This window comes from Streptomyces sp. NPDC060027 (assembly GCF_042737005.1).
In the GTDB taxonomy this organism is placed as follows: domain Bacteria; phylum Actinomycetota; class Actinomycetes; order Streptomycetales; family Streptomycetaceae; genus Streptomyces.
In genome coordinates this window covers 78230-94444 of the sequence record NZ_JBHWVI010000006.1, presented here as the reverse complement: position 1 = coordinate 94444, position 16215 = coordinate 78230, and the positions used below count along the sequence as shown (strand labels likewise).

Annotated in this window: 12 protein-coding genes; 4 read left to right on the top strand and 8 right to left on the bottom strand. The window is 70.7% G+C overall.

The window, feature by feature from the left end; translation table 11 throughout:
* Positions 1 to 248 precede the first annotated feature (248 nt).
* Positions 249 to 596: a hypothetical protein gene (locus tag ACFWBT_RS03225; RefSeq protein WP_385695167.1), complete on the top strand. Its 348-nt coding sequence runs from the start codon at positions 249 to 251 to the stop codon at positions 594 to 596.
* 252 nt (positions 597 to 848) lie between these two features.
* On the opposite strand, the gene ACFWBT_RS03220 is transcribed toward ACFWBT_RS03225, so the two are convergent.
* Positions 849 to 1961 (bottom strand): catalase family protein, encoded by a 1113-nt coding sequence (locus tag ACFWBT_RS03220; protein WP_385695164.1) that lies wholly within the window; start codon positions 1959 to 1961, stop codon positions 849 to 851.
* A gap of 2196 nt (positions 1962 to 4157) precedes the next feature.
* Here ACFWBT_RS03220 and ACFWBT_RS03215 point away from each other — a divergent pair.
* Positions 4158 to 5543 carry an MFS transporter gene (locus tag ACFWBT_RS03215; RefSeq protein WP_385695161.1) on the top strand — a complete coding sequence of 462 codons (1386 nt, stop codon included), beginning with the start codon at positions 4158 to 4160 and terminating at the stop codon, positions 5541 to 5543.
* A gap of 46 nt (positions 5544 to 5589) precedes the next feature.
* On the opposite strand, the gene ACFWBT_RS03210 is transcribed toward ACFWBT_RS03215, so the two are convergent.
* The 4 genes from ACFWBT_RS03210 to lnt form a co-directional block, all read right to left on the bottom strand.
* A complete protein-coding gene (locus ACFWBT_RS03210) occupies positions 5590 to 7515 on the bottom strand; it encodes a helix-turn-helix domain-containing protein (protein ID WP_385695158.1) in 1926 nt (641 codons plus the stop codon).
* Positions 7516 to 7614: 99 nt separating this feature from the next.
* The gene (locus tag ACFWBT_RS03205; RefSeq protein WP_385695155.1) at positions 7615 to 8415 is read right to left on the bottom strand and encodes a 3-hydroxybutyrate dehydrogenase; all 801 of its coding nucleotides are present in this window, start codon (positions 8413 to 8415) and stop codon (positions 7615 to 7617) included.
* 60 nt (positions 8416 to 8475) lie between these two features.
* A complete protein-coding gene (locus tag ACFWBT_RS03200; protein WP_385695152.1) occupies positions 8476 to 8949 on the bottom strand; it encodes an NUDIX domain-containing protein in 474 nt (157 codons plus the stop codon).
* Positions 8950 to 9005: 56 nt separating this feature from the next.
* Positions 9006 to 10619: an apolipoprotein N-acyltransferase gene (lnt, locus tag ACFWBT_RS03195; RefSeq protein ID WP_385695149.1), complete on the bottom strand. Its 1614-nt coding sequence runs from the start codon at positions 10617 to 10619 to the stop codon at positions 9006 to 9008.
* A gap of 230 nt (positions 10620 to 10849) precedes the next feature.
* Here lnt and ACFWBT_RS03190 point away from each other — a divergent pair, with 230 nt between their 5' ends.
* Complete coding sequence (locus ACFWBT_RS03190; RefSeq protein ID WP_385695199.1) at positions 10850 to 11908, top strand: O-antigen ligase family protein; 1059 nt, start codon at positions 10850 to 10852, stop codon at positions 11906 to 11908.
* A gap of 20 nt (positions 11909 to 11928) precedes the next feature.
* On the opposite strand, the gene ACFWBT_RS03185 is transcribed toward ACFWBT_RS03190, so the two are convergent.
* Both ACFWBT_RS03185 and ACFWBT_RS03180 read right to left on the bottom strand, forming a co-directional pair.
* Positions 11929 to 12474 carry a hypothetical protein gene (locus ACFWBT_RS03185; RefSeq protein ID WP_385695147.1) on the bottom strand — a complete coding sequence of 182 codons (546 nt, stop codon included), beginning with the start codon at positions 12472 to 12474 and terminating at the stop codon, positions 11929 to 11931.
* Positions 12475 to 12685: 211 nt separating this feature from the next.
* Positions 12686 to 13471, bottom strand: a complete 786-nt coding sequence (locus ACFWBT_RS03180; protein WP_385695145.1) for a glutamate racemase — start codon at positions 13469 to 13471, stop codon at positions 12686 to 12688.
* 58 nt (positions 13472 to 13529) lie between these two features.
* On the opposite strand from ACFWBT_RS03180, the gene ACFWBT_RS03175 reads away from it, so the two are divergent.
* The gene (locus tag ACFWBT_RS03175) at positions 13530 to 14705 is read left to right on the top strand and encodes a glycosyltransferase (RefSeq protein ID WP_385695142.1); all 1176 of its coding nucleotides are present in this window, start codon (positions 13530 to 13532) and stop codon (positions 14703 to 14705) included.
* A 17-nt stretch (positions 14706 to 14722) separates the two neighbouring features.
* On the opposite strand, the gene ACFWBT_RS03170 is transcribed toward ACFWBT_RS03175, so the two are convergent.
* A complete protein-coding gene (locus ACFWBT_RS03170; RefSeq protein WP_385695197.1) occupies positions 14723 to 16057 on the bottom strand; it encodes a TerD family protein in 1335 nt (444 codons plus the stop codon).
* Between the last annotated feature and the right edge of the window lie 158 nt (positions 16058 to 16215).

Sequence of the window (16215 nt, the reverse complement as noted above, 5' to 3'; positions counted from 1 at the left end):
TGGGGGGGTCGCTTTTTTTTTTTAACAGTGCTGGTGGTCGGGGTGTGCCCCCCCCGGTCCCCCCCCCCCCCCGCCGGGGGGCCGCGCGCCCCCCCCCCACGGCGGTACACCTCCGCGCAAGCGGGAGGTGACGTTGCTCCCTCCCACCACAGAGGCGGCCCCTGGGGGGAACCTGGGGAGTATGAACGGCGCTGGGGAGCGCGCGGGGAGTTGCCCGCCGGCCCTACTGTCGCTGGCTCGAACGGCCGGTGACCGATGCCGAGTTCGAGCAGGCCACACGCGCGAACGCGTTGTTCGACGCCCACCGCGAGGATCCGGAGTTCGGCTACCGATTCCTGGCCGACGAAGCCCGCAACGCGGGATCCGACATGGCCGACCGGACCGCGTGGCGGATCTGCCGGGACAACAACTGGTGGAGCGTGTTCGGCAAGAAGCGCGGCAGGATCAAGAAGGCCGGCCCGCCGGTGCACGACGACCTCGTCCGCCGTGACTTCACCGCAACCGCACCGAACCGGCTGTGGCTCACCGATATCACCGAACACGCCACCAGCGAAGGCCCACAGACCGTCGGTCGGCCCGAGCATCCACGGGGTTGAGACGGGATGGGGACCTTGCTGACGTCAGGTTGTGGGCGAGTGAACTGGATGCCGGGCACGAGCGGTTCGTGCACGGGTTCAACCGGTCCGAGCCACGGGAGTCGCCGTCGGCCTCCGGGGCACCACACGCCTGCTGGCCATCCGATCCGCCAGCCACCACCTGGCTGCCGCGCCCCTGGGTGTCCAGCGGGCCGGTGGACGGCGGTGCCGTGCCCGCTTGACCTGCGCGACGGCGGGCGCGACCGAGGCAGCTCAGCCCAGCAGCTCAGCGCTGCCGGCCGGTTCGCGCCGCTCTTGCCCGTTGATGCGGTGCCGTTCGATGGACGAGCGCCGGTACACCTCCTGCCGCACCCGCTGAATCTCGCCGATGGGCCGGTGGTCCTCGCGTGAACGCCACGGCGTGATCGACGTGGCGTCGGCGGCCGCCAGGTTGTCGTCCCCGCCGATAGCCTGGCGCGGGAGATCCACCCGAGCGACCGTCACCCAGGGGGACAGGTCCTCGGGCCACTTGACGGACGTGTTGTCCACCTGCATACGGGCCAGATCGGTGTTGAGCTGGACCTGGAGCTCGAAGGAGTGGTCTCGCTCCGCGGCCTCGGCCACCAGGGTGCGGCGGAATGCCTCATTGTCCGCGCGCACGTCCACGATCTGCTGCGTGATGGAGGCCAGGGACGCGGCGGTCGGCACGGTACGGATCTTGGCGATGTGTTCGCCGTACCGGAAGGCGCCCATGCTGTTGTAGGTGTACGACAGCAGGTTCCTGCGCGGGACACCGGTGAACGACAGCATGGCGAGCAGTTCGTCCCACAGCCAGCTGTCGGGATCGGTGAGCGTCAGCCGACGGGTCAGGAACTCCGCCATCCAGGTCTTGCGGCGGGCCGGGTCCACGAGGGCCTCGGGCAATTCGGCGAACAGATCCTCGATCACCATGTAGTCGTAGGCCGTGTTCGCGAAGAAGACATCGTTGTTGATCAGGTTGAGGTCGAAGGTGCCGCTGTCTCGTTCGTCGTCCAGCAGCGAGGGGCCGGCAACTCCGAACAGCTTGATGCCCATTCCGCAAGCCGCGCCCAGCTGGTGGTCGGGGCGGTCGTGGCCCAAGCCGTTCGAGTAGCGGACGACGGCGTCGTACGCGGTCGGCCGTGCGAAGATTCCCTGCCGGTAGAAGCCAGGATTGTCACCAACCGTGACCGTGGCCTTGAGGAGGCCGTAGGTCTTGCCGTGGGCCGTGCGGACAGCGCGGCCGACGGTCTCGCGCTCGACCGAGGCGCGAGTACGGCGCGCAACCTGGGCGATGACTGCTTCCATCTCCTCCTGGCAGGAAGGGCGTTCGATGGGCCGGTAGTCCTCGTAGCGAACAGGATTCATTGTGCCGCTCCCTCTCGTGGGGTACTGCGCACAGACGCTAGTACGCAATTTAATTGTGCACAACATAACTGTGGGCGATCGCACGTTCCCAGCACCGAATCGTCGGTGCTGGCTACTCGTCGGTGCCCAGTGCGTGGGATGCGGCTCAGAGGGACGACGGACAGAAATGAACGGCTCCCACAAGCAGTCCCGTCACTACCTGGTCTGTCCAGCCAAGGTCCGCTGGCGCATCGAGCACGACTACCGCGAACTCAACACGGCCTGGGCCCGGACCACTTCGCAAGCCGATCCTGGGCGGCCGACACCACCACGTCACCCTCGTGACCGCCGCCCACGTCTTCCTCAACCCCATGACCACTGGAAGCGCGAGACCCACCTCTTCACGGCGCACTGCGGCAACCGATCACCGTTCAGAAGTGCCGATGTTCGCGTCCTCGTCGCCGGTGCCCGGGCCGTTGAGGGTGACGCCATCGCCACCGTTGAACTCCTGGCCACAGTCCACGTGCCGCACGTCGTTGACGGCAGACGGGTGCGTGGTTGTGGCCTCTGTTGGCGCTGGCGAGCCCGCTGCCGATCAGGCGGATGCCGCGGACCAGGTGGAGGTTTCTGTGCTGGGGAGCCCTGCCAGTGTTTCAGCCACCGGCTTCCCCTTTGCTGCTCGGTGAGCCACTAACTGGTAGAAGAGGCGCTGATGCTGCCGGAAGGACTGGCGGAAGGACTGGCGGAGGAACTGGCGGAGGGCCTCGCGGAAGGGGTTGCCGTCTGCGAGGGCGAGCTGGGGCGGCGGCTGCTGGAGGCTCGGGAGGTCGGCTTCGCCTTCACTGGTGGCGGCGCACTGGTGGTGGCGGGAGGCCGAGAGACCGGTGACGTGCTGCGAGTCGCCGTTGGCAGAGGACGCCGAATTCCGTCACCGTTTCGGTCCAGGACGCCCTTCCGGGCCGGGTGCGTGGTCACACGCTCCGGTGAAGCCTGTGAATCGGGAACGCGGACCCCGGGCTCTTCGGGGGACGGCTGTTCCGGGATCGAGGCTGCTCGTGGGGCCGTCGACTGGGGAAACACCGATGCGGTGGCCAGGCCTCCGAGGAGGGTGAAGGCGGCTGCGGCAAGGGACCGGACGGCATACTTCTTCAGCCGCGCCGGACGGTCGTACGGGTCAGCCGACAGGTCTTGCGAGGCAGTCGGTGACCCGGGAAGGGGCGACCCGGAGGAGCTCGGTCCCCGACTCAAGCGGACCTCCGGCATCGCGGCCTCGACGGCCGGAGCACCGCCTCTCCGATCGCTCAGCTGTGCCATGCCGGGGTCGTATGCCCCACACTCTGGGCAGGTAACGGCGCCGTTGAGCGTGCGGCTGCACGGGATGCAGTAGTCCATGAAGCGACCGTCCTCAGGCCTTGAGTTGACGGGAGCAAAGGTGCACCCACCCCGGGCAGCAGTCGGCGGTGGGGAGACGCCGCTTGGTTTGTTTCGGACCGATCTTTGACATGTACGAACCTCACTTACCGGTCTATAGGTGGGTCACCGGCTACTGGGTTCAACGGGGCGCATCGAATGAGTGCTCACCCGCAGACTGAAATGTGGGGTATGTAACTCTGCTGGAAGGGACGTTGATGACCGGGACGGCGCGGCAGCCTCGGCGTACGAGCCGAACGGTTGCGGCTCGATCCGGGCCGAGTGCTGCTCACTTCCCACGGCTCGACGTCCCCTGGGCGCAATTTCTTCGCTCCTGCGATGGCCTGGGGCAAGGCGGTCAGGCTGAGGAGAGTCCCACGGGCAGCAGCAACCGCACTGCGACCACAACCGGTGTCTCGGCGGCCGCCGAGTCTGCTCCCACCTTCGAGACCTGCCAGACCGCGGGAGGGCAACCAGAATTGAGCACTTACCGGCATGGAGGTGAGGCGCGCCAGACTGCCGGGGCCGACGCGGCGACAGCGGTCGCATCAGCGGGCTTTTGGTCAGCACCAAACCAGCACGGGAGTCAGCACCGCACCGTCAAATCACCCCGCACTACGCGTCCCGGACAGCGCTCGGTTCGACCACCTTCGAGCCCCCGAACCGCCCGTCCGCGAACCGGCATGGTGGCCGCACGCATAAGCAAGCCTCGAACTATGTTGCCCCACCACATGTGCCCTTGACGTGCGTCTTCCTACCGTGTGCCAACACGTACCCGTCCCCACCGCACACGAGGAAGTGGCGCACATGGCCTCCGCAGCAACCTCTCCCCCGACACCGTCGAATCTCAAGCGCATCGTCGCCGCCAGCCTCATCGGCACCACCATCGAGTGGTACGACTTCTTCCTCTACGGCTCGGCCGCCGCCCTGGTCTTCAACAAGCTGTTCTTTCCCGGATCCGACCCGCTCGTCGGCACCCTGCTTTCCTTCCTGACGTACGCCGTCGGGTTCGCGGCCCGGCCGCTGGGCGCGCTGGTCTTCGGGCACTACGGCGACCGGCTCGGACGCAAGAAGCTGCTGGTGCTGAGCCTGTTGCTGATGGGCGGGGCGACGTTCGCGATCGGTCTGCTGCCCACGCACGCGACCGTCGGCGCGGCGGCCCCCGTCCTGCTGACCGTACTGCGCCTGGTGCAGGGCTTCGCGCTGGGCGGCGAGTGGGGCGGTGCCGTCCTGCTGGTGTCCGAGCACGGCGATGCCGAGCGGCGGGGGTTCTGGGCGTCGTGGCCGCAGACCGGAGCACCCGCGGGCCAGCTCCTGGCGACCGGCGTCCTCTCGTTCCTGACCGCCACCCAGTCGGACGACACCTTCGTCTCCTGGGGCTGGCGCATCCCCTTCCTGCTCTCCGGTGTCCTGGTCGTCGTCGGTTTGTGGATACGTCTGTCTGTCGATGAATCGCCCGTCTTCAAGCAGGCGTTGGCCCGGGCAGAGGCCCGTAAGTCGGCTGGGACGGACAAGGCGGAGAAACTTCCGCTGGTCTCCGTCCTGCGGCACCACTGGCGGGACGTGCTCGTCGCGATGGGCGCCCGCATGGCCGAGAACATCAGCTACTACGTGATCACCGCCTTCATCCTCGTGTACGCCACCACCTCCGCCGGGGTCTCCAAGCAGACCGCGCTCAACGCCGTCCTCATCGCCTCGGCCGTGCACTTCGCCGTCATCCCGGCCTGGGGCGCGCTCTCCGACCGCGTCGGCCGCCGCCCCGTCTACCTGTTCGGCGCCGCGGGAATCGGCCTCTGGATGTTCCCGTTCTTCTCCCTGATCGACACCGGCGGCTTCGGGAATCTGGTCCTCGCCGTCACCGTCGGCCTGGTCCTGCACGGCGCCATGTACGCACCTCAAGCCGCCTTCTTCTCCGAGATGTTCGCGACCCGGATGCGCTACTCGGGTGCCTCCATCGGCGCCCAGTTCGCCTCCGTCGCGGCGGGCGCGCCCGCACCGCTCATCGCGACGGCGCTGCTCTCCTCGTACGACAGCTCGACTCCCATCTCCCTGTATGTGATCGGGGCGGTCGTCCTGACCCTGGTCGCCGTGGGCCTGGCGAAGGAGACTCGCAGCCGCGACCTGTCCGACATCGAGGCCACGACCGACGAGCGGCCCGCTCCCGCGACGCCGGCGGACGCCCGTACCGTCTGACCGAGGCCCGCGCCCCTGATCCCCGTACGCGATCCGCGTGCGGGGATCAGCGCGGTGCGTCCGACGACAACCGGTGCAGTCGCAGGGCGAGTTGGATCTCCAGTGTGCGGGCCGGGCTCTGCCAGTCGTCCCCGAGCAGGCGCCCCACCCGCTCCAACCGCTGCGCGACGGTGTTCACATGCACGTGCAGGGCGTCCTTCGTGCGCGCGGGGCTCATGCCGCTCGCGAAGTACGCGTCGAGGGTGTGCAGGAGGTCGGTGCCGCGCCGTTCGTCGTAGGCGACGACTCCGCCGATGGTGCGGTCGACGAACCCGGATATGTCCCGGTCCCCTGCGAGGAGCAGTCCCAGGAAACCGAAGTCCTCGGCAGCCGCGCCGCCGCCGGCCCGGCCGAGCATGCGCAGTGCCTCCAGACAGCGTCGGCCCTCCGCGTACGCCGAGGCCACCGCTTCGGGGCGCGACGCGAGCCGGTCGACGGGCGCCGAGGCACCGACACTGACCGCTTCGTGGACGGCGGTACCGAGGTGGTTGGCCGTGCGGCGGGCCAGTGTCGTCGCGGTGTCCCCGGGTCCGAGGGGGAGCAGCAGGACGGTGCCACCGTCGCGGGCGGCCGCCAGTCCGTGGCGGGTGGTGGCGAGATGCGACGCGGCGGACCACAGCCGTCTGCGTGCGCTCGCCTCCTGGTCGGCGTCGGCGGCCGTGACGTCGAGTCGGGCCGCGAGCACCACGTGGAGGCCGTCGAGGTCGGCGTGCAGTCGCGCGGCCCGCTCGCGCAGCAGCCTCGGATCGCGGTCCCGGGCGTCCAGCAGGTCGTCCAACAGCTCGCCGCGTACGCGCTGTTCGGCTTCTGAGGCCGAGCGTCTGGCGAGCAGGAGCAGCGATGTCACCATGGCGGCGCGCTCCAGGGTGCGCTGGTCGACGGGGTCGAGGCCCGGGTGCCCGCGGAGCACCAGGGCGCCGAGCAGCTCGCCGCCGGCTGCCACCGCGGTGACCCAGTCGTCCCCGTGTCGCACGGCGTGGCCGTCGGTGCGGGCGGCCTCCACGGCGGTGGCCGGTGTGGCGCCGGGCTCGGCGAACTCGACCGTGCCGTCCAGGACTTCGGACACCGCGGCGGCCACGTCATGGACTCCCCCGCCGCGCAGCACGAGTTCGGCGAGCCGGTCGTGGACGTCCGAGGCGCGCTCGATCACTCCGCTGCGGTCCCGGATGATGTCGTTGGCTCGGCCCAGGCGGTCGAGGGCGGATCGGGTGTCCGCCAGTGCGTTCGCCGTGTCGATGGCCGCCGCGGCCAGGGCCGCGAAGGAGCCGAGCAGTGCGATCTGTTCCCGCTCGAAGACGCGCGCCCGGCGGTCCGCCGCGAACAGCACGCCGATGACCTGGGGTCCGATCATCAACGGCACGCCGAGAATCGCGACGAGCCCCTCGTCCCGTACGCCCGCGTCGATGGTGCGGGTGTGCTGGAAGCGTTCGTCCTTGAAGTAGTCATCGGTGACATAGGGGCGGGCGGTCTGCGCGACGAGCCCGCCCAGTCCCTCCCCCATGCCGAGCCGCAACTGCTGGAAGCGAGCGGCGACCGAGCCTTCGGTGACACGCATGTAGGTGTCGCCTTTGGCCGTGTCGTTCAGGCTGAGATACGCGACGTCGGTGCCCAGCAGGGATCGGGCCCGCTGCACGATCGCCTGCAGCACGGCGTCGAGGTCGCGCAGGCCCGCGAGGTCGTGCGCGGTCTCGAAGAGCGCGGAGAGTTCGGCCTCGCGGCGGCGCCGTCCCTCTATCTCCGTGCGCACGCGAAGGGCGAGCAGCTTGGCCTGTTCGAGCGCGGCGACGCGGTCGGCGGGCAGGCCCTCGGCGCGGGCGAGCAGCACCGGCTGCTCGTAGGCGTCGGCGGTCGCTCCTCTGGCCAGGAGTTCCAGGAACGGCGCTTCCACGCTGTCGGCGGAGCGCTCGGCTGATGGCAGGTGATCGCGGGACATGGCAACAGGATGGCGCATCCGCGGATCGGCGCCGCGGCCCTGTGGATAACTCACGACCTGCTCCGATACGGCTCGGCGCGGGGCGGGCTTCGACCTCGCTCAGTGCGCGGTCCAGCCGCCGTCCAGCGTCAGCGATGTTCCGGTCATGAAGGCCGCCTGCGGTCCGCAGAGGTAGGCCACCGCCTCGGCGACCTCCGCCGGCTCGATGAGTCGCTTGACGGCGCTGTCCTTCAGCAGAATCTCGGTCAGGACGCGTTCCCGCGGGATGCCGTGCGTCCGTGCCTGGTCGGCCAGTTGTTTCTCGACCAGTGCGGTGCGCACATAGGCGGGGTTCACACAGTTCGAGGTGACGCCGTGGGGTGCGCCTTCGAGGGCCGCGGTCTTCGAGAGGCCTTCCAGGCCGTGTTTCGCGGCGACGTACGCCGACTTGAACGCCGAGGCACGCAGACCGTGGACGGAGGAGATGTTGACGATGCGGCCCCAGCCCTGCCCGTACATATGGGGCAAAGCTCCGCGAATGAGGCGGAACGGCGCCTCCAACATCACGGTCAGCACCGTGTGGAACACCTCGGGCGGGAATTCCTCGATGGGGCGGACCATTTGCAGCCCGGCGTTGTTCACGAGGACATCGGTGCCCGCCGCGGCCTGTTCCGCGGCGTCGAGGTCGGTGAGGTCGAGGACGTGCGGCTCGACGGTCCCGGCCAGGCCGTGTATCTCGTCGGCCAGGGTCTCCAGGCCTCCGGCATCCCGGTCGACCGCTCTCACCTTGGCTCCGGCGGCGGCGAGCCGCAGCGCGCAGGCGCGGCCGATGCCGCTCGCGGCGCCGGTGACGAGGGCGGTGCGGCCGCCGAGGTCGAGTGCGGAAGCGTGGGAGCCCGGGAGGGCGCTGGGCGCGGTCATGGCTCGACCCTAGGCAGCACCCACGCCCCAACCGATGTGGTCAGCCCACACACTTCACACTCAGGTCATAGGCTCGAACCATGTGGGTGCGTCAACCAGCGCCTGCTTGATCCGGACGAGGGCCTGCTCGTTCAGCTTCGGCAGTGCGTCCACGTCGAACCAGTCGACCTGGAGCGACTCGTCGTCATTGACACGCGCCTCACCTCCGACGGCGCGGCACCGGAGCGTGGTGTCCATGAACTGGCAGACGTCGCCGTTGGCGAAGGTCACCTGCTCCCCGGCCCGGACCAGGACAACGCGTTCGACCTCGACATGCACGGCGGTCTCCTCGTACACCTCGCGCACGGCGCAGGCCGCCGGCTGCTCTCCCGGATCCGGAATTCCGGAGATGAGCGCCCACTGGTGGTTGTCCGAACGCTGCCCGAGCAGAACCCTGCCCTCGTCGTCGAAGACCACGGCGGTCACCCCCGGCATCCAGAGGAGCTGGTGGCCCGCGAAGGCCCGGATCTCGCGGATGAAGTCGGGAGTAGCCATGGCCCGAACCCTAACGGCGCGATTCCGTCACCTCGGCACGGGCCCCGGACCGCGTCCTAGGCGTCGGTGTTCCGCCGCGCGCGCAGCGCGGTCGCCGCGGCCCAGCCGAGGCCACCCGCCGCGACCAGCACCAGGAACATCTCGGGGATGACGCCGAGCCGGGTGGCCGGGGTCTCGTAGGAGCGCAGCGGCACCTTCTGGACCAGCGAGTCGGCGACGAACATCCCGGTCTTCTGTGTGATCCTCCCGTCCGGCATGATCACGGCGCTGACACCGCTCGTCACGGGCACGGTGACGGTGCGGCTGTGCTCGACGGCGCGGACGCGGGACATGGCGAGCTGCTGGTAGGTCATCTCGCTGCGGTCGAAGGTCGCGTTGTTGCTGGGCACCGAGATGATCTGCGCGCCGTCGGTGACGGTGCTGCGCACGGCCCAGTCGAACGCGGCCTCGTAGCAGGTGGCGAGGCCGACCTCGGTGCCGTTCATGGTGAAGACACCCGGCTCGGTGCCGCGGCTGAAGTCCTGGCGCACCATCGACGTCCAGTTCCCGTTGATGGCTCCGAGCAGCGAACGCAGCGGAAGGTACTCGCCGAACGGCTGGACCTGCCGCTTGTCGTACGTGTCGACCGGGCCCTTGGCCGGGTCCCACAGGATCTGCTCGTTGTAGAGCTTGCCGTCCCGCTCGACGACCCCGCCGACGGAGATGGGGGCGCCGATCGCCTTGGCGGCCCCGTCGATCACGTAGCGCGCGTCGGCGTTGGCGAACGGGTCGATGTCCGAGGAGTTCTCCGGCCACAGCACCAAGTCGGGCTTGGCGACCTTGCCCGCCTTGACCTCGGCGGCCAGGCGCTGGGTCTCCCGCACGTGGTGGTCGAGGACGGCGCGCCGCTGGGAGTTGAAATCCAGTCCCGCGCGCGGCACGTTGCCCTGGATCAGTGCGACGGTCGTCGTGCCGTTCTCGGCCTTGTCGCTGACCAGCGTCCGCGCGGCCAGCGCCCCGACGACCGGGACGGCGACGCTGAGCAGCGCCACCGCGGCGGCGCCGCGACGCAGGACCCGGGTGCCGCGCGCCTCGACGGCCAGGCGGGCGATCTCGTAGAGCCCGAAGCCGCACAGCACGACCGCGAAGCCGAGCACCGGAGTGCCACCGAGCGCGGCGAGCGGCAGGAAGACACCGTCGGCCTGCCCGAACGCGATCTTGCCCCAGGGAAAGCCGCCGAAGGGCGCACGCGCGCGTGCCGCCTCTCCCGCGATCCAGATGGCCGCCGCCCACAGCGGCCACCCCGGCAGCCGGGAGACGAGGGTGATCCCCGCGCCGACGAGCGCGACGTAGACCGCCTCCACCGCGACCAGCGCGAGCCAGGGACCGGAGCCGACCTCGACCCCGGTCCACACCAGCAGCGGTAGCAGGAATCCGAGGCCGAACAGATAGCCGAGGCCGAGACCGGCCTTCCAGCCGCGACCGCGCAGGGTCCAACCGAAGACCGCGAAGGCCGGCAGGGCCAGCCACCACAGGGTCCGTGGCGGGAAACTGACGTACAGCAGCACTCCGGAGAGCGCCGCGGCGGCGGCCGGAACCAGGCGACGCACCAGGGCGGCACCGCGCGGAGCGGGCACGGCCTGGGGTTCGAGCTGTTCCGGCTCGTCTACGGTGGTTGCGGTGGCGGTCACTTGGGGAGTGTACGGCGCTTGACCTGGGCGCCGACAGCTCGGTCTCGATGGGCGGAACACCGCTCGGCGGGTTCCCTCGCACGCGTCTGCCGCAACGTTCCTGCACAACATGTCCCCAAACCGGCGCATCACCCGTTACGGTGTGCCCGAGCCTCTGACGTGCGGCCTGATCCGGTGACGGCACCCGAGGTCGGGCGGAGTCGGGGGGCGACGGGGTGGGTTCCACGGGGATGGTCTCCACGGCTGATTCGGCGGCCACGGGCGAAAGACGCAGCGGCGCGGACGGCGCCGGCGTGGCCGTGCTCGCGGCGTGTGCCGCCTGGTCGCTGATCACGGCGACCGCGCACGACGGCCGGCCCGAGGGCATGCTGCTGGCCGTGCTCGCCGTGGCGGCGGGCTACGCCTCGGGGCGGATCTTCGGAGCACTCCTGCCGGTCGCCGCCCCCTGCGCGGGCGCGCTGGCCGGGCTCGGCCTCGCGATCGCCACACCCGGCCCGCAGATCATCCTGGAACTCGGCCACAGCGGCGCCACGGCCGCCCTTCTGACTCTCTCCTCCGGCGCCGCGTGCTGCGCCGCCTGGGCCGCACGCCCGCCCGCCCTGCGTCTCGTACTGCGCCTGCTGGCCGCCGGGATCGCGGTGACGGCCGCGGTCCTGGGATCGACCACCGGATTCGTCACCTGCGTCGGGGTCCTGCTGTGCTCTCTCGCCGCCGCCCGTGTGCGACGCCGCGCACTCGCCCTCACGGGCCTGGCAGCCGCCGCGGTGTTGGTGACCGGGGCGACCTGGGCCATCGGCGAGGACGCGCTGCCGGGCGGACTGACCGCGTCCCTGGAGGGCGAGCTCACCGAGCACAGGGTCGAGCTCTGGCACGACGCCCTGCGCATGACCCGTACCGATCCCGCTCTGGGGGTCGGACCCGGACGATTCGGAGAGTTCAGTCCCACGGTCACCCAGTCGCTGCTGCCCGACGGCAAACCCCATTCCGCGCCCTTGCAGCAGGCCGCCGAACAGGGCCTCGTCGGCGTGGCCCTGCTCGCGGCGGCGTTCTGCTGGGTCCTGTTCGCGCTGTTGCGCTCGCCGCGTTCCACGCCGATCGCGCTGACGACGGGCGCGGCCCTGACGGCGCTGGCCGCCATCGCCTCGATCGGCAACGCGCTGAGTTTCATGACGGTGACCGCGGGCGCGGGACTGCTCGCCGGGCTCGCGACCGCGCGCCCCTTCACCACGATCGAGCCGGACTACGTCCCGGCCCCGGCCCGGCGCTCCGACGATCACCCGCAGTCATGAGGCGACGTCTACGTCGGACGTCAGCGCACCACACCGGACGTGCCCGGGGGCAGATGGCCGCGGATGATCCGTACCGCCGCCTCGGCGTTGTCCACGGTGATCGTGAACGTGTGGCCGTCGCCCAGGCGCAGCACCACGCCCTCGCCTCGTCGGACGATGACGGCGGTTCCCTGCTCGGGCCGCCAGCGATACCCCCAGCCGCCCCACTGGCGCGGGGTGACCTGAGGTGCGAAGTCGGCGCCGACGACCGTCGAGAGCGGGATGCGGCGGCGCGGCAGCCCCATGTGGCCGCAGCGCACCTCCAGACAGTCCTTGTCCACCGTCACGGCGACATTTACGAACGCGAGCGTGCCGAAGAGGATGAGCAGTCCGGCGGCGATGCAGCCGATGACGGACATGATCAGCGGGGCCGTGCCCGACGTCCAGCCGGAGTCGACGGCCAGCTCGATCCCGAGCGCCAGGCAGGCCAGGCCGCCTATGGCGGGCAGCAACTGAACGCGATTCCTCGCGTGCCCGGTCCACAGGGCCGGGTGCGGTGAGGTTTCGCCGTGGGGGTGGTCCCTCATGTCCATGAGAGTACTCAGGTTCCGCTGCGCGGGCACCGGGTCGCGGAGTGTTACTCCGCCGGGTGGACGAGCTTGTCGCCGCAGGAGACCGAGCGGTGACGGACCGTGCCCGTACGCCGGGTGTCCGCACGTTCACCACCGGTGTCCGCGAGACGGACGCCTTCACTGACAAGCAGGCGTTATGAGGGTGGAACAGGGGTGCGGTCGTCGCTCAGCGCGCGGGGCTGACGGCCGCCAGCATGCGGCCTTCCTCATAGGTGAGCGCGGTCGCGGGCAGCATGCCCTCGCGCCCGCTCAGCAGCACCGTGACCGTGGAGCCGGCGGGGGCCGCGGGGTCCGGCATCTCGCCGATCCGGCGCAGTGCCTGAGCGGCGACCGCCCCGGCGGAACCGTGCAGGACGAGCGGCGGGCGCCCCGGGCGCTGCACGGCGGCACGGATGCGCTCGGCGACCAGTTCGTAATGGGTGCAGCCCAGGACGACGGCCCTTACATCCTCGGGGGTGCGCGCGGCGGCCGCGGCGATCGCGGCGTCGATGGCCGCCTGGTCGGCGTGCTCCACCGCGTCCGCGAGTCCGGGGCAGGCCACCTCGGTGACGTCCACTCCGTCGGCGAACTGGTCGATGAGTCCCCGCTGGTACGGGCTGCCGGTGGTGGCGGGCGTGGCCCAGATCGCGACGGGCCCGCCGCCCGCGGCGGCCGGCTTGATCGCCGGGACGGTGCCGATGACGGGCACTTCCGGCTCCAGGCGGGCGCGCAGGGCGGGCAGGGCCCGTACGGAGGCGGTGTTGCAGGCGACGATCAGGGCGTCGGGCCGGTGCAGTGCGGCGGCCTCGGCGACGGCGAGGGCGCGTGCCGTGACGTCTTCCGGAGTCCTCGGTCCCCAGGGCATGCTGCCGGGGTCGGAGGAGAGGACGAGATCGGCGTCGGGCCGCAGTCGACGCACCGCGACAGCAGCGGCGAGCAGTCCGATTCCGGAGTCCATGAGCGCGATCTTCACCCGGTCACCATAGACGATCCCTCTCGACGGGAGTCTGTGGTGGGGCAGACTGCGACAGGTGAGCGCCCTCGTGTGGATCGCTGTCGGATCACTGGCCGCGTGGCTGTGGCTGCTGCTCGGCCAGGGCTTCTTCTGGCGTACGGACGTGCGGCTGCCCGCACGCCACGAGCCGGCCGACTGGCCTTCCGTCTGTGTCGTGGTGCCGGCCCGGGACGAGGCCGGCGTCCTGCCCGAGAGCCTGCCCTCGCTCCTCGCCCAGGACTATCCGGGGCGGGCCGAGATCTTCCTCGTCGACGACGGGAGCTCGGACGGCACGGGAGAGCTGGCCCGCGAGCTGGCACGCCGGCACGGCGGACTGCCGCTCACCGTCGGCTCACCGGGTGAACCGCCGCCGGGCTGGACGGGCAAGCTGTGGGCCGTGCGCCACGGCATCGGCCTCGCCCGCGCGCGGGACCCCGAATATCTGCTGCTGACCGACGCGGACATCGCGCACGCGCCGGACAGCCTGCGGGAACTGGTGGCGGCGGCGCGCACGGGTGGTTTCGACCTGGTCTCGCTGATGGCGCGGCTGCGGGTGGAGAGCCTGTGGGAGCGGCTCGTCGTGCCGGCGTTCGTCTACTTCTTCGCGCAGCTCTACCCCTTCCGCCGGATCGCGGTGAAGGGCTCGCGGACGGCGGCCGCGGCGGGCGGCTGCGTCCTGCTGCGCGCGGACACCGCCGAGCGGGCGCGGATCCCGGACGCGATCCGGCATGCCGTCATCGACGACGTGGCGCTCGCCCGCGCGGTCAAGCGGGATGGCGGCCACATCTGGCTGGGCCTCGCCGAGCGGGTCGACAGCGTGCGCCCGTATCCGCGGCTCCACGATCTGTGGCGCATGGTCTCGCGCAGCGCGTACGCCCAGCTGCGGCACAGCCCTCCGCTGCTCGCCGGAACGGTCGCCGGGCTCGCGGTGGTGTATCTGGTGCCGCCGGTGGCCCTCCTGGCCGGGCTCGCCGCGGGGAACGTGTGGGCGGCGGCGGCCGGAGGGCTCGCCTGGCTGCTGATGGCGACGACGTATGTGCCGATGCTCCGCTACTACCGGCAGCCCGTGTGTCTCGCTCCCCTGCTGCCGGTCACCGCGTTCCTCTATCTCCTCATGACGGTCGATTCCGCGGTGCAGCACTACAGGGGGCGCGGTGCGGCCTGGAAGGGCCGCACCTACGCCCGCCCCGACACCGCCCTCGACGAGAACTGAGGGACAGGGCCCGACGGTCATTTCCTGCCGGGCGTCCAGTTCATGCCCCAGCCGTAGGCGTAGTCGACCGTGCGCTGCGGGCTCACGCCGCGCTCGGGGATCAGGTACCGCGCCTCGCGCTGGACGACCATGTCGGTGCCGTTGCCGGTGATGAGGGCGAGCGCGCAGACCGTGGAGGGCACTGTGCACTCGTCGAGCGAGAAGTCGATCGGCGCGCCGTTCAGCGGCTGCAGGGTGACCGTGGCATGCAGGTCGGCGAAGGACCGCGCGCCTTCGTAGATGGTCACGAAGATGAGGATGCGCCGGAAGCTCTGCTTGTGGTCGAGGTTGATGGTGAGGTTCTCGCCGCTGGCCACGGCCCCGGTGCGGTCGTCCCCGTCGAGATGGATGAACGGCGGCTGGTGCAGCGCCCCGAAGGCGTTGCCCAGCGCCTGGACGACTCCCTTGCGGCCGTCGGACAGCTCGTACAGCGCGCACAGGTCGAGGTCGAGGTCGGCGTGCATGGCGACGGCCCGGCCGCGCTTGCTGCCCCACCCCTTGAACTGCTTGCGCACCTCCCAGTTGAGGTTCACGCGCATGGCACCGGATGTTCCGCCCTGTTTGCTGAGCGAGACGGACGGCGCCTCCTTGGTGAGCGTCACCTTGGTCAGGCGGACCGGCGCTGGAGGGGCCGCGGGCGGCTGCGGAGTCATGGGCGGGGCCATCGGCGGCGGCATGGTCACGGGCGGGGCGACCGGCGGCGGCATGGTGACCGGGGCCGCCACGGGGGGCGGGGGTCCCTGGACGAGGGTGGCGGACCCCTGCGGCGCGGGGGCGGCCGGTGCCGCGTGCTGCGGCTCGTCCACCGCTATCCCGTAGTCGGTGGCCAGTCCTTCGAGGCCGCTTCCGTAGCCCTGTCCGACGGCGCGGAACTTCCAGGCGCCCTGGCGCCGGTAGAACTCGCCCAGCACGAAGGCGGTCTCCACGGTCGCGTCGGCGCTGTCGAAGCGGGCGAGCTCCGTGCCGTGCTGGGCGTCGAGCACCCGTATGTACAGACCGGGTACGCGCCCGAAGGAGCCACCGTCCGCGGAGGCGGCCAGGACGACGGTCTCGATGACGGGCTCCGCGCGCGCGAGGTCGACGAGCAGCGCGTCACTCACCTGGCCGCCGTCGTTGCGCTTCCCCTCGTGGCGCACGGCGCCCGAGGAGTGCGTCGGCTGGTTGTAGAAGATGAAGTCGGCGTCCGAACGGACCTTTCCGGACACCAGCAGAAGGGCGGAGGCGTCCACATCGGGCACCCCCGGTCCTGAACGCCACCCCAATTCCACCCTGAGTGCGGTCGTCGGGACAGGAACATTCGATCCCTTAGGCATTGACATGTACGCCCCCATCACGTGTCTCCGCGCCGGTACGCGTCCCGAGCGGACCGCCGGCTCCGTTCCCGCCAAACCTAATCCCCCGGCCCGCCGAACTCCCATGACTCTCACTGGAAGATCCAGGTCAACCGCCGGTAACCCGTCCGCAGCTCGGC

Excerpts from the sequence above, each read along its gene's own strand:
- ACFWBT_RS03200 (WP_385695152.1), bottom strand. The coding sequence starts at position 8,949 with ATGGCTACTCCCGACTTCATCCGCGAGATCCGGGCCTTCGCGGGCCAC.
- ACFWBT_RS03215 (WP_385695161.1), top strand. The coding sequence starts at position 4,158 with ATGGCCTCCGCAGCAACCTCTCCCCCGACACCGTCGAATCTCAAGCGC.
- ACFWBT_RS03190 (WP_385695199.1), top strand. The coding sequence starts at position 10,850 with ATGGTCTCCACGGCTGATTCGGCGGCCACGGGCGAAAGACGCAGCGGC.
- ACFWBT_RS03170 (WP_385695197.1), bottom strand. The coding sequence starts at position 16,057 with ATGCCTAAGGGATCGAATGTTCCTGTCCCGACGACCGCACTCAGGGTG.
- ACFWBT_RS03220 (WP_385695164.1), bottom strand. The coding sequence starts at position 1,961 with ATGAATCCTGTTCGCTACGAGGACTACCGGCCCATCGAACGCCCTTCC.
- ACFWBT_RS03210 (WP_385695158.1), bottom strand. The coding sequence starts at position 7,515 with ATGTCCCGCGATCACCTGCCATCAGCCGAGCGCTCCGCCGACAGCGTG.
- ACFWBT_RS03185 (WP_385695147.1), bottom strand. The coding sequence starts at position 12,474 with ATGAGGGACCACCCCCACGGCGAAACCTCACCGCACCCGGCCCTGTGG.
- ACFWBT_RS03205 (WP_385695155.1), bottom strand. The coding sequence starts at position 8,415 with ATGACCGCGCCCAGCGCCCTCCCGGGCTCCCACGCTTCCGCACTCGAC.